10 protein-coding genes and 1 pseudogene are annotated in these 13,050 nt (G+C 43.1%); 4 read left to right on the top strand and 7 right to left on the bottom strand.

What is annotated here, in order from left to right:
- The first annotated feature begins 18 nt into the window (after window positions 1-18).
- On the top strand, window positions 19-1,518 hold the full coding sequence (locus IGJ74_RS03110; protein ID WP_087665101.1) for a helix-turn-helix domain-containing protein: 1,500 nt from the start codon (window positions 19-21) through the stop codon (window positions 1,516-1,518).
- Between the two features lie 140 nt (window positions 1,519-1,658).
- On the opposite strand, the gene IGJ74_RS03105 is transcribed toward IGJ74_RS03110, so the two are convergent.
- From IGJ74_RS03105 to IGJ74_RS03095, 3 genes are all read right to left on the bottom strand, one after another.
- Window positions 1,659-2,222, bottom strand: a complete 564-nt coding sequence (locus IGJ74_RS03105) for a hypothetical protein (RefSeq protein WP_087665100.1) — start codon at window positions 2,220-2,222, stop codon at window positions 1,659-1,661.
- 144 nt (window positions 2,223-2,366) lie between these two features.
- On the bottom strand, window positions 2,367-3,059 hold the full coding sequence (locus IGJ74_RS03100) for a response regulator (RefSeq protein WP_008378031.1): 693 nt from the start codon (window positions 3,057-3,059) through the stop codon (window positions 2,367-2,369).
- Window positions 3,056-4,585: a Spo0B domain-containing protein gene (locus IGJ74_RS03095; RefSeq protein WP_042890088.1), complete on the bottom strand. Its 1,530-nt coding sequence runs from the start codon at window positions 4,583-4,585 to the stop codon at window positions 3,056-3,058. The genes IGJ74_RS03100 and IGJ74_RS03095 overlap by 4 nt, the downstream gene beginning before the upstream one ends.
- A 167-nt stretch (window positions 4,586-4,752) precedes the next feature.
- On the opposite strand from IGJ74_RS03095, the gene IGJ74_RS03090 reads away from it, so the two are divergent.
- Complete coding sequence (locus IGJ74_RS03090; protein WP_087665099.1) at window positions 4,753-6,081, top strand: 2-hydroxycarboxylate transporter family protein; 1,329 nt, start codon at window positions 4,753-4,755, stop codon at window positions 6,079-6,081.
- Between the two features lie 30 nt (window positions 6,082-6,111).
- Entirely contained in the window at window positions 6,112-7,278 is a 1,167-nt protein-coding gene (locus tag IGJ74_RS03085) for an NAD(P)-dependent malic enzyme (protein WP_087665098.1), read from the top strand.
- 203 nt (window positions 7,279-7,481) lie between these two features.
- Here IGJ74_RS03085 and IGJ74_RS03080 read toward each other — a convergent pair whose 3' ends face one another.
- Window positions 7,482-8,960, bottom strand: coding sequence for a helix-turn-helix domain-containing protein (locus IGJ74_RS03080; protein WP_086372631.1), 1,479 nt, complete (start codon window positions 8,958-8,960; stop codon window positions 7,482-7,484).
- Between the two features lie 428 nt (window positions 8,961-9,388).
- Window positions 9,389-10,480: pseudogene (locus IGJ74_RS03075) on the bottom strand (zinc-dependent alcohol dehydrogenase).
- A gap of 47 nt (window positions 10,481-10,527) precedes the next feature.
- On the opposite strand from IGJ74_RS03075, the gene IGJ74_RS03070 reads away from it, so the two are divergent.
- On the top strand, window positions 10,528-10,977 hold the full coding sequence (locus IGJ74_RS03070) for a MerR family transcriptional regulator (protein ID WP_008378019.1): 450 nt from the start codon (window positions 10,528-10,530) through the stop codon (window positions 10,975-10,977).
- Window positions 10,978-11,031: 54 nt separating this feature from the next.
- On the opposite strand, the gene IGJ74_RS03065 is transcribed toward IGJ74_RS03070, so the two are convergent.
- Together IGJ74_RS03065 and IGJ74_RS03060 are read right to left on the bottom strand one after the other, a co-directional pair.
- Window positions 11,032-12,195 (bottom strand): hypothetical protein, encoded by a 1,164-nt coding sequence (locus IGJ74_RS03065; RefSeq protein ID WP_087665097.1) that lies wholly within the window; start codon window positions 12,193-12,195, stop codon window positions 11,032-11,034.
- Between the two features lie 47 nt (window positions 12,196-12,242).
- Window positions 12,243-13,007: a hypothetical protein gene (locus IGJ74_RS03060; protein ID WP_176374325.1), complete on the bottom strand. Its 765-nt coding sequence runs from the start codon at window positions 13,005-13,007 to the stop codon at window positions 12,243-12,245.
- Between the last annotated feature and the right edge of the window lie 43 nt (window positions 13,008-13,050).

The following is a 13,050-nucleotide window of genomic DNA, read 5'->3' as shown; positions in this document are numbered from 1 at the left end:
TAGAACGGAGCTTGAATTATGGAACGGTTTTATCCATTTTTTGGACACACTCTCAAGAGAGATATCGACTTGTTGCGGTTTTTGTATCTTCAAAAACGTTTTGTTCCCATTGAAGAGATCAGTCAAGCGTTGGCTTTTGATCGCCGCTCCATCCAAAAAAGCTTCGACACTTTAAGCAAACGCTCGCTTTCCTTACAAGACGATCCCTCACCGCTTTTGGTTGCCAAACACGGCTTTGGGTTATCCTTCATTGGGACTAAGCGAGACTACAAGCGATTGAGTCGGCAGTTGCTGGAAGCGAATCCCTTTTTTTATTTACTGGAAACCCTTTTGCTGCAAAGTGAGATCAATTTGATCCAATTCGCCGCTGACCATTACTTCTCCGAATCAACCGTTCGTAAACGAATCTATGCGTTGCAAAAACTGCTTGCTCCATTTGGATTTCAGCTGCAAAAGCAAAAAGGGACGGTTCGACTCGTAGGCAGCGAAGCCCGTATCCGCTACTTTATGATGGTCTTCTTTTGGCGAACATTTGCCGGTCTGCATTGGCCCTTTACTGGTCTTTCCCAGAAAAAATGTGAAACCATCGCACAAGACTTCTACCAAAACAATCAGATTCCCTTTAACCCGATCGAATTGAAAATGACCACATACATTTTGGCTGTCACTATTTTGCGGTTTCGCAAAGGACAACGGATTTCAGCAGAAGCAGTAGCGATCGAAGCCCCTTTGATTGGGGAAGATCTTTCCCTGTTTCAATCCCTGATTGATGAAGAGACCGCCATCTACAATCATTTATCGTCAGAACTAGCGGAACACTTCTTTCTTGATGAGAATGAACGCCGCTTTTGTTTTCTATGGCTAACATCGAATCTCGATCGAACGTTTGCCGATGCGCAACTGGACGCTGCGTTTTCCCCAAAAAAACCAACGACGAGCATCCAAAAACTTCTCTGGTCGATGACCGCGTTCGCACCAAAATCCGAGTTGACCCGCCCTTGCAAAAGTAGGATCGTGAATACCCTCTTGAATGGGCTTTTGACTGTCGAATTGTTTGGACCGGTCGACCATACATTAGCCGGCTATAATACTGCACAGTTTTTAACAGAACATTTTCCTGATTTGCAAAAGCAAGCCGAAAAGCTAGTGATAAAAACTTCGTTATACCAAAAAGAGCCGCTGAAACAAAGCGGATTTTCTCTTCATATCGCTATGGCGTGGACGCTGATTTTACCGCCAGCTACTTTTCAGCAGAAAATCAAGATCAAACTGGAAACAGACTTGCCGCTGGCGATTTCACTGACCATCAGAGAACTGATCAAAGCGCCCTTTCAAGGGTTCTACAACCTTGATATTCGTGATCAGTTTGTCGACGACGACTACGATCTCTGTCTAAGCACCACTCCATTGTCTGAAACCTATGAAAAAGCACCGGTCCTATTGATCAATGCACAAGTCACCGTCCCTGATTTGTTAGCAATTCATCAGGCGATTGAAGTATTCCAATCGCAAAAATAATGATTGCTCTGCTCAAATCACTCCAACAAAACGAGACGACGAAGTAATGAAAGCAGGTACTTCGTCGTCTCGTTTTGTTTCATTCATTCAATACAGTATTACTTTTATACAACCAATAGTTAAATCTGTTGCTAGTTCCTTTAACGAAAAGGAACACTCGAGTGTTGCAACTGGATTCGAACGTTGCCGTCTTCATCCAACATATACCCAAATGTATATTCGACCTTTACCTCTTCTCCGGTCTCACCGGATGTAAAATAATAGTTTCCTGAAGAAAGTGCTGTATCACCATTTAGAATCGTATCGTGATTGTCAAAGCGTACATTTGTCCACGGCTCTAAAGCAAACCCGCTGTCTTCTTCAATATCACCACCAACGAAATAAGACAAAGCTTCTTCCTTTGTTGAGCGGAAAGGAATTTCAGCAGCTTTCGTTGGTTTAAAAAGGACTGTTCCTTCATCAAATGCATACAACGTATCAAGGGTTTCTTTAGCTTGTTCTTCTGCAGCTTCCTCACTCTGCGTACTTGCTTCCCCAATAGCTACGATGCTCTCAGCCCAAGCTTCTTGTGCTTCTTCGATTGCAGCGAGAGTGATCGTTGGCACTTCAACCGTATCTGCTTGTGCTGTGTCGTCTTCATTTTGAGCCCCACACCCTGTTAAAGTAACTAAGATTATTGGTAAAATCAGTGTTTTTTTATTCATTTTATTCCTCCTTCTTTATCAATCAGTCTAATAAAGAATAGGTTTAATTGAAATAATAATCATAAAATCTTAACAAAAATAGAAAAATACTCGTATTTTGATTATTAAATGCATTTATCGCAGCTGATAATGAGAGCTCATTTTTCAATCCGTTGTCTGCTTTTCTGCATATGTCAAAAAATACTGTTTATACGGACGCCCAATTTTTGTATACACATTTTCACTGCGAATGGCTTTGGTCTTTTCTAAGTGGGCGACATACTTTCTTACCGATACATGGGACAATGCGCAAGCTTGCGCCAATTCTTGGACTGTAAATGGCTGTTTGATGGTACGAATCGTTTCTTGGATCAGCTGAAGAGTGTCTTCTGTCAACCCTTTTTCTAGTTCGATCCACGGACTTTTTTGGTTTCCCTGCAGCAGCAGATCGATTTGTTGCTGAGCGATCCGTGGATGTTTGAGGCTTTCCCGTCGTTGCTGAAATACTTGGATACTTTGGGCAAATCGTTCGAAGGAAAACGGCTTGATCAAATAATCCAACATCCCCAAATGTAGGCTTTGGCTGATCAATCGTGTTTCATCGGCAGCCGTGATCATGATCACATCCACAGCCTGTTGTTGTTCCCGTAATGTTTGCAACAGCTCCAAGCCATTGCCATCTTTCAAATGGATATCCAACAAGAGCAGCTCAATGGTTTCTTTTTGCAGCATTTCTTGTGCTTCTTCCACTGTTTCCACCGAAAAAATTCGCTCAAAAACCGCTAAACGTTCTAAATAGCTGCGATGAATAAATTGAACCATCGGATCGTCTTCAACAATCAAAATATTGGCTTTCATAGCTGCTCCTTCCGATAATCATTCGTGATCGTCACTTCCAAAACACCTTGCGCTTCCTGAAAAGTAATCGTCCCATTGACTTCATGCAGTAATTGCTGAAAATAGCCTACTTGTTGTAAAGTCACTTGTTCCGCTGGTGTCAACATTTCTTCCGCTAGCTGCCAACTCGTTTGCAACTGATTTTCTTGGTACTCGATTTTCATAAATACCTCTTGAGTCAAATGCTTTTGCAGCAAAAGATGATGTATATATTGATAAAGGTTTAATAAGACTTTGGTTTCATGTGCAACGGCCCCTTGGGGAATCTCTGGAAAAATTTCTAACAATAGCTGGCATTTCTTTTCTAAAAATTTTTGCCGCTCGCCAATCAAAAACCCTGCCAACAACGGATTTTTAATAAGAATCGCTAGCCGATGAGCAAATTCTTTCTCTGGTTTCAAAATATCATCCAAATAGATCGTCAACTCTTCATAGGCTTCTAAATCCACCAAACCATAGATGACATGCAGCTTGTTCATAAATTCGTGGGCTTGACTTTGCAGTGCCGTCGCATAGGCTGTCGTATTTGCCAACTGATCCGCAATAAATAAAGACTCTGTCGCATTTCTTAGAAAAATAATATGCCCTATCTGCTGATTTCTCACGATGATCGGCGCCGATGAAAAGACATAGTTCTGCCCTTCTTGCTGTACTAACCGCTCTTGCTTCTTGTCAAAATCGACGTGCTGCAAAGCAGGCAAGATCGTTAGCAGGGATTGGCCAACCAAGCCATCTTCTGATGCAGTAGCAAGCGGCAATGCCGTGGCAGCTCGATTTGCCAGCAAGATGTTCTTCGCTAAGTCTAAGACAAAAACAACATCCTTGGTTTCTTCCAGCATACTATTGCGTTCTTCTAACAAACGTGAGATTTCTTGCGGTTCCAGATTATGCAGTTGTCGTTTCAAATAAAATGCCACGAATAATGCAATCCCCCCGCCTAATAGCAAACTGATGAACAATGCTTTCCGATAGCCTTTTTGCGATAGTAAGATTAGCGATTGCAGTGAAGTCATTTTAATCCCTAATGCCACGACGCCAAGTTGTTCTCCATCTTCTTTCACTGGAACGAACCCACGTAAGGACTGTCCTAAGGTGCCGTTGCCAATGGAGAGAGACTCCTTGCCTTCAATTGCCGGTGTTTCATCGCCACCTGTAAAAGGTTGACCAATCTTTTCAGGGTCTGGGTGCGTGATCCGAATAGCGTCTTGATCCATCAAAACAATAAAATCCAACCCATAATTTTTTGCTAATTCATTGGTATATGATTGCAACTGGGGACTGGCTTTCTTTTCCCGCAGTGCTTGCTTGACCTCCGCTTCTGATGCTAACTGACGACCGATCGATAGCAGCAGTGTTTCTTCATCCCGGTGCATTTGCTCTTTTTGTTCCATCATCATCAGTACATAAAATAATGTTAGAACGATACATAAGGTACTGGTAAAAATTCCTACTAACAGCACCCACAGCCGAACTGGCCGCTCTCGCATAGTCGTTCCTCCTCAATTGCTAATAAGCGTTCATTACACGCTCATTTTAACATAGGAATCTTTTTCCGAAGGTCTTTTTTTAAGTTGTATTTAATTAAATTAGTTAAATAATCTTCTTTGTTTGTGAGCGCTTCCTTATACTGGAAACATCCAAAGGAGGTATTTGAATGAAACAAGTCGTCGCAAAACAACCCGTTGTTGAAAAAAAGCAAACCAAAGCAAAGTGGTGGTCTTTCTATGTTGGTTCCGTTACTTTGCCCGTCTATCTGGTAATGTCTGCCATTATCTTGATCACTGCTTTTCTACAGCAACTGCCTGTCAATATGTTGGGAGGGTTCGCCGTTATCCTAAGTTTAGGCTGGTTATTAGGAACGATTGGTGCCAACATCCCCATCATCAAGAATTTTGGTGGTCCCGCTATTTTTTCTTTGTTGATTCCGTCAATCCTGGTCTTTTTTAATCTCATCAATCAAAACGTATTGGATTCAACTAATATCTTAATGAAGCAAGCAAACTTCCTTTATTTCTATATCGCCTGTCTGGTTTGCGGCAGCATTTTAGGTATGAATCGCAAAATCTTAGTCCAAGGGTTGATGCGAATGATCATTCCTATGATGTTAGGCATGGTCTTAGCGATGGGCGTAGGTACCCTTGTCGGTGTCCTGTTAGGGCTAGATTGGAAACACACTTTGTTCTTTATTGTGACTCCTGTTTTAGCCGGCGGTATTGGGGAAGGAATTTTACCGCTTTCCTTAGGCTATAGTGCCATCACTGGTTTAGGTAGCGAGCAATTGGTCGGTCAGTTGATTCCAGCCACTATCATCGGCAACTTTTTCGCGATCGTTTGTACTGGCTTGTTGACTCGCTTAGGGGAACAAAAACCGCAGCTTTCAGGAAAAGGCCAACTCGTCAAAATGAGTGATGGGGATGATTTGAAAGATGCGTTGGTTGAAGATCAATCACCGATCGACGTCAAATTGATGGGTGCCGGTGTGCTGACCGCTTGTACGCTCTTTATTCTCGGCGGTTTGCTGGAACACGTCACTGGGTTTCCTGGACCTGTTCTCATGATCGTAGCAGCCGCTTTCTTGAAATACTTGAATGTCGTACCAAAAGAAACACAAAAAGGATCAAAACAGCTTTACAAATTCATCTCTGGTAACTTTACATTTCCACTCATGGCAGGATTAGGACTGCTTTATATTCCTTTGAAAGATGTCGTCGGTATGCTGACCTGGCAATACTTTTTAGTCGTTATTAGCGTCGTTTTCACTGTGATTGCCACGGGATTTATCGTTTCTCGCTTTATGAACATGTACCCCATCGAAGCAGCCATCGTTTCTGCTTGTCAAAGCGGAATGGGTGGAACCGGCGATGTCGCGATCTTAAGTACCGCCGACCGCATGAATTTGATGCCATTTGCCCAAGTAGCTACACGTTTGGGTGGCGCGATCACGGTTATCTCAATGACCGCACTTTTACGACTATTATTTTAATTGTTTGAAATCGGAAGGGAGAAATCAAGAATGTCAACGATGAATGTCAAAGAAGCAGCTATGAAACAAGCCGAGGAAAATGGGGGCAAATTAGCCGTCGTTTCTAAAGTCACTATTGATTCAAAAGAAGATTTAAGTATCGCCTACACCCCAGGAGTCGCAGCTGTTTCATCAGCAATTGCTGAAAACGAAGAACTCGCCTACACCTTGACCACCAAGAAAAATACTGTCGCCGTGATCAGCGATGGCTCAGCGGTGTTAGGTTTGGGCAATATCGGTGCCAAAGCAGCTATGCCGGTCATGGAAGGCAAAGCGGCCTTGTTCCAGCGCTTTGCCGGAATCGATTCGATTCCGATCGTCCTAGATACGCAAGACACCGAAGAAATCATTCAAACGATCAAAGCGATCGCACCAACCTTTGGTGGGATCAACCTAGAAGATATCAGCGCCCCTCGCTGCTTTGAGATCGAACGACGCTTGATTGAAGAATTACCGATCCCCGTGTTCCACGATGACCAGCACGGAACTGCCATCGTGGTATTAGCCGCTTTGATCAATAGCCTGAAGCTGATCGAAAAATCCTTTGAAGAGGTCAAAATCGTGATCAACGGCGGTGGTTCTGCTGGCCTTGCCATTACCCGAAAATTTTTGGCTGCTGGCATCAGACACATCACTGTTGTCGACAAAGCAGGGATCATTTCAGAAACGAACCATGAACTTGCGCCCCATCACGCAGAAATTGCCAAAGTCACCAATCGTCAACATCTAACAGGAACACTAGAAGATGCCCTCAAAGGAGCAGATGTCTTCGTAGGCGTTTCAGCTCCCGGTGTGCTGCACCCTGAGTGGATCAAAACGATGGCAGAAAAACCAGTGATTTTTGCTATGGCGAATCCAACGCCAGAGATTTTCCCTGATGAAGCACTGGCAGCTGGCGCCTTTATCGTCGGTACTGGTCGCAGTGATTTCCCTAACCAGATCAATAATGTCTTGGCCTTTCCGGGAATCTTCCGAGGCGCATTAGACGCTCGAGCAAGAGACATCACGATCGAGATGCAGATCGCAGCAGCACAAGGGATCGCTAGTTTGATCCCCGAATCAGCTTTGACTCCAACCACTATCATTCCAGATGCGTTTCAGCCTGATGTCGCTAAAGTCGTGGCAGAAAGCGTGAAGAATGCGGGGAAAAAAGATTAAATAGATTGGTATCATTAGTGACTGCAGCGCTAGTTGTTTGATACCAATAAAATGAAAAATAGCTACAAAAATGTACCGACTATGAAAACTAGTCGGTACATTTTTGTGTCGGATTTTACAGTTAATCGAAAGTTTCCTCCCAGAAGACAGTCCGAAAAAATACTACCTAACTTCCCATTCACTATTGCTTCACTTGGTTCACTTCACAGAGGGCACTCTTTAGTTTGGGGATACAATCGACAAATCACACGCTCCCAATCTTTCTTCGTTGGTATGCTACTTAACAAGATATAATCATCCGTCAAACCATAATCCAGGATATAGGGACGATAATTTGTGACGATCAAAACCTTCTGGTCCGCTTTTAATCGTTCTTCTGTTAATTCGTGCAATGAAAGAAAAATGACTTGATACTTGTTTGCAAAGAGCCGAATTGCTTGTAGTCGAATCATTTGAACGACCATTGAGTCCCCTTCTATAAGAAACAAAATATTTTTTTTCGGCTGATAATAGTCGCGCAGTAAATCACTTACCGTTGTAAAACTGATAGCAATATCTTCCATAAATTCTGTCGCAAAAGCTAACTCTTCTTTGTACTTTTCCAAAAATGCTTTATTTTTGTAGTAAGACTCTCGATGGTATGTTTTTATTGAGGCGACTTCTTCAGCTTGTCGCTTGTTCAAAGATGGACAAATCACTTCATTAAGTTTTCTAGACACCAGAAAGGAGGTTAGATAATCTTCTAGCAGTGACTGATCCCAGCCCTTAAATTCGGCACCAGCAAAATACGCTTTTACGATCGGCTTCACTTCTGGCCAGAAATTAAATCGAGCTAGAAAAGTTTTTTCTCGATCGTATTGATTGATTGTCCGCGTACATATAATCATGTAGTGAAGCCAAGCAAGTTCTTCTTTGGGTAAAGATACCCCATACTCTTTGAAAATGACTTCTTTCAGAATCTCTAGCAATTTAAAATCATTTTCTTGATAGACAAGCTCTTTTGCCCAGTCAGGAATCGAAACATAGTGCTCCTTTTGCGCCCGTACAATCGTTATATACAGCAGTGAATAAAAAGCCGAGATCGTCAAGCCAGTCCCTACTTCATATTTTCCCAATTTATCAGAAAGTCCCTTTAGAATTACATGATGCAGGCCTTCTGGTGGTCTGATCGTATAGGGGGTGGGCTCACCTACATAGTAAAAATCAAAAAAGAATTTACGAATATTTGCTTCATCGCCTACCAAAGTAACCGGTGTGAAACTTAGAGAAAGTCCATACTCTTTTAAGGCTGGTTGCACACGTGCAATAAACCTTCGTAATGTTGTTTCCGCATAATTGTATCGATAAGCCAATTCATTCAGATCAACTACTTCTCCATAAAAAATGTTCCCAATGATTTCAAATAAAACTTCCTGATTTAATAGCTGCTCTTTTTTTTCTTTAAAGAGAACACGATTTCGTTCTTCGAAATGAAATCCGCTATTACCTGATACCAATTCAATACATTCGCCAAAATGCTCTTTGATCAAGCGTAGGTCTTTCACCAATGTCCGCTGAGAAATAGCCAATCGCTCAGAAAGAATCCCAACTTTAAAAACTTGTTCTCGTTCAATAATCGTTAATATCTGCATCCAACGCTTTGTACTCGGACTTGTAATAAAAGACATCTGAAGTTCCCTCATGCCATTTCTTCACTCATTTCCTTTTCTGACTTGGCTCTATTCATTCTACCATACAACAGAAACCCCTTTCTTCGCTACGTCAAATGAACTTCTTTCTAAAAACATAAGATGTGGCACGAAACATCCATTGTCAGAAAAGTTCGCTTTTGCTTTTTTGAACTTGCTGCGGGCTTTCTTTCAATCCATAGCAAGGCAAGCACCATTCTTTTCCTGGATCAAATGATAGCACTGCGACACGCGACAAATAAGAAAAGTGCTGACACCCATGTATACACACAACCTTTTGCCTGTGCGCAACAGATTTTCTATTGCAGATTCAAATAAAAAAGCTTAACACCTCGTAGATGTTAAGCAGAATCAGCTATCATTCTATGTTTGTTCAATACTCGGTGCCCGATTTTCATTTGGTATTCTTCTCTGGATCGGATTTAAAACCTCACAACCGCTTTGACCAATGGATCATCTTCTAACGTTTGGCGTTCTAGCGCCTCTTGCAGTTTTTCCAATGGGTATTCATCCGTGATATATTTTGTGGGATCGATCATGCCACTAGCAATCAAATCGATCGTTTCTTCAAACTCTTGGCGGGTGCATGAAACGCTGCCGATGAGCTTGATTTCTTGCAAGACCAACCGATTTAATGAAAAAGGAATTTCGGGAGCAACGGAATTTCCGATCGCCACGATCGTTGCGCCAGGACGAGCAGCCTCAATGCATGTCGCTAAGGAACTGCTGGAACCGACTGCTTCAAAAATCAAATCGAACCCACCAGCAGACGCGTCTTTCAATACTTCCCCGCGGTTTGGATCCTTAGCGTCAAAGTAATCGTCAAAGATTCCCAATTCCTTGGCTTTCTCAATTTTTGTATCGTTGATTTTGGACATGGCCACATAAGAAGCCCCAGCTTTTTTTGCCAATTCGCCAATCAATTGCCCGATGATCCCACTTCCAGAAACCAAGACTTTGTCATTTAACTTAATATTGGATTTACGGACGGCATGATAGGCAACCATCAAGGGATCAATCAAGCTAGCTGCTGTATCTGAAACTGTATCTGGCAATTTATAAGCATTGGACGCTTTTCCGACAAACCGTTCGGCATAGGCGCCATTGCAGACAAAGCCGATATAATTGGTGCCGTTTACTTCCCGACACAAATGCTCTTGCCCTTTTTGGCACATCTCACATTTTCCACAATAAAGATTTGCCCAAAAAGCGACGCGATCGCCGATTTTAAAGGAACTATCGCCTGCATCCGTCACGACACCGCAAAACTCGTGACCCATGATAAAATCGGACTCCCCTGTTTTGCCCCAACCTTTCCCCGCTTGCCACATATGCACATCACTGCCTCAGACGCCGCAAGCTGAAACTTGGATCTCGATCAGTCCTTCTTCCACTTTTGGCACAGGGACTTGTTTGACCTCGATCGTTTCTGGTCCTTTTAATACAGCAGCTTTCATGTTTTTTTCTGTCATCTCTGTTTCCTCCTCATTGCTTTTTCCTTTGCTTACTGTCATACTAACATTAAAGTTAACTTTAAAGTCAACGTTAAGGAGTGAAAAAAATGACCTATACGATATCCCAAGTTGCGAAAGCCTTAAATATCCCCACGTCAACCATCCGCTATTACGACAAAGAAGGCCTTTTGCCGACGTTAGCGCGCAAAGAATCTGGCTACCGTTTATTTTCAGATACCGAAATTGAGATGCTGGAATTGATCGAATGTCTGAAGGAAACAGGCATGACCATTAAAGAGATCAAAGATTATGCACAATTGACACGCCTTGGTGATGACTCGCTGCAAGAACGCCATAAAATGTTTCTTGAACAAAAAAAAGCGCTGCAAGCGCAGATAGACGCTTTGCAGCAATCGATGGCGTTGATCGACCATAAGTGCTGGTATTATGAATCAGCGATCGCAGCCGGTACAGAACAAATCCATTTCCCAATCAAAATGTCGTTGAGAAACAAAGAAAAGTTTCAAGCGATCACCGCCCAAAGCGAAGATCGCTAACGTTATGTAACGTTCACAGGACTATCTGCCTGCTTCTAGTGATCCGAAGCAAACCTATTCTTGGTACTTTTCAAATACTTGCTTGTCTGCTAGTGAATAAACTTGTTCATACAAATAATCAAAGAGAGTATTCATGTTCTCTTTCGTATCGCTCACTTCATCAAGGATCTCTTTTGCCGTACGATGGGCGATATTCAAGCGCATTTCAGCGTTGTAGATCATCCGTTCTGCTTCAACCTGCGCTTCTTCAAGTGTCCGGTCTGCTTTCTTTCTAGCAAACAGCAAGATCTCTCGCATCTCCGCTTGAAACTGCTGATTTTCTTTTTGTAACTCTTGGTTTTCTTTTTGCAGCTCATTGACCGCTTTGCGAAGCGCAGCGGCTTCTTCTTCCTGAGGGCCTCGAGCCTGCTCCTCCAGCTGTGCTTCTTTTTCAGCGAGTTGGTTCGCCAAATTTGTGATGACCTCTTCTTTTTGGAGCAGCAGCTGTTTTTGTTCTTGGGCTTTGCTTTCATACCATTGTTTTTCTCTTGCCCAATCCAAGCGTTCAAAAATCGCTTTTTCTTTCACTTGCTGGATATCCGACTGTGAGCGATGCAAGGTTTCTGCATGGAGCCGCTTTTCAAGTTCTGTGATTCTCGTTCGTGCCAACACTAACTCTTGATGAGTTTGTTCAAAGCTCATATCTGCTGGTGAGACAGGCGCCAGCTCCATCTGCTCCCCGTTCGCTTCCGCGGTAAACGCTTCAAAAGAGCGTTTTTCTTGATAGCTAGGCAAGGGCGCATTGACAGTTTCATTACGCTTTTTGGTGCTTTTACGCTTTCTCTTCCCTTTACTGCTTACTGGATGTGGCATGCCCGTTTCTGAGGACCAGGGTTGCATCGAGTGCTTAGGCGATCCTTCTGGCTCCAATCGTTCCTCTAGTTCCGCTTGTACTGAAGGAGACGGTGCCGGCGCCTGTCCACTTCGTTGCCCTTGTTTTTTGCCTTTTTGGGGTTTACTACTGGTACCCGTCATTTCTTGATCATTGCTAGTAGCTTTCTTTTTTGCGGTATCGGCGAAGGCTTCTTTCGCCGGTCCATTGGCAACAGCTGTCTCAGCGGTTCTGTTTTCTTTCTCATACGTTTCTTCAAATCCTTTTAATTCTTTCAATGACACTTGGTTCATTTCGTCGAATAGCGTCTGAGCAGAAAACCACCCACGTCCCTTCTTCTTACTCATCCCTTGAATCCCTCCCTTTCGTCAATAACTCTTTTGATTGTTTCATTCTAAGTTCCCGTGTCTGAAGCTTGGACAAGCTCTTTTCGGTTGAGTACTTGCCACTGTCCCTGAGCATTGCGGACGATCGTTTGTTCAAATGACGTATCGGGCGTATCTGCTACTTGCAACACGAAATGGCACCGTTTCACGCCTTGCGCCTGCGATAGATCATCGATGATTCGCTGCAAATTAGCTTCCCAAGCAGGAAAGTCCGCAGAAGAGTTCAAATGACTTGAACTCGTTAGGGTGATTTCTTGCAGCGGTTGGTCAATATGGATCAGCACGACTGTCGGTCCTAAAAAAGGCGTCACTTGCGTCCCAAATTCTTCTTCTAGCTGAAAACGCGCTTCTCGATCATCCGCCATCAGCAGCGTCTGCCAAGCAAGATTTTCAAAAGGGAGACCTGCAGACGGGTACACCGATAACGGTCGTTGCGTCCCTTCAATCTGTTCTTTTTGTAAATGTAAGATTTCCTGTTTCATCTGCTCCCTTTCCTCTGCTACCCTGCGGCTTTGCGCATGTATGGAAACATGAGTAAAAGTCAAAAGCAGCAAACTCATAAGAAACAGACCACTCACCATCAGTAACGCTAACGGATGTTCATTACGAATCTTATGCTTAAAAAAAGCCAGTTTTCTTTTTTCCAACTCCGTCATATTTGTTCGTCGCTCAAGTCTTCGAACAAAGATTTCGAGGTATCCCCGTTGAGCAAGCACCCCGATCGCCACAAAACAAAGCAGCAGTATGCTGACATAAACAATCTTCACGGACATCCCCCTTTCCATCTTTTGTCCATAATTGAGCCTCGATTTTCAA

Source organism: Enterococcus sp. AZ009, assembly GCF_050548785.1.
In the GTDB taxonomy this organism is placed as follows: Bacteria; Bacillota; Bacilli; order Lactobacillales; family Enterococcaceae; genus Enterococcus_D; species Enterococcus_D entomosocium.
The sequence above is the reverse complement of the archived record's forward strand: the minus strand, read 5'-3'. Positions and strand labels throughout refer to the sequence as shown.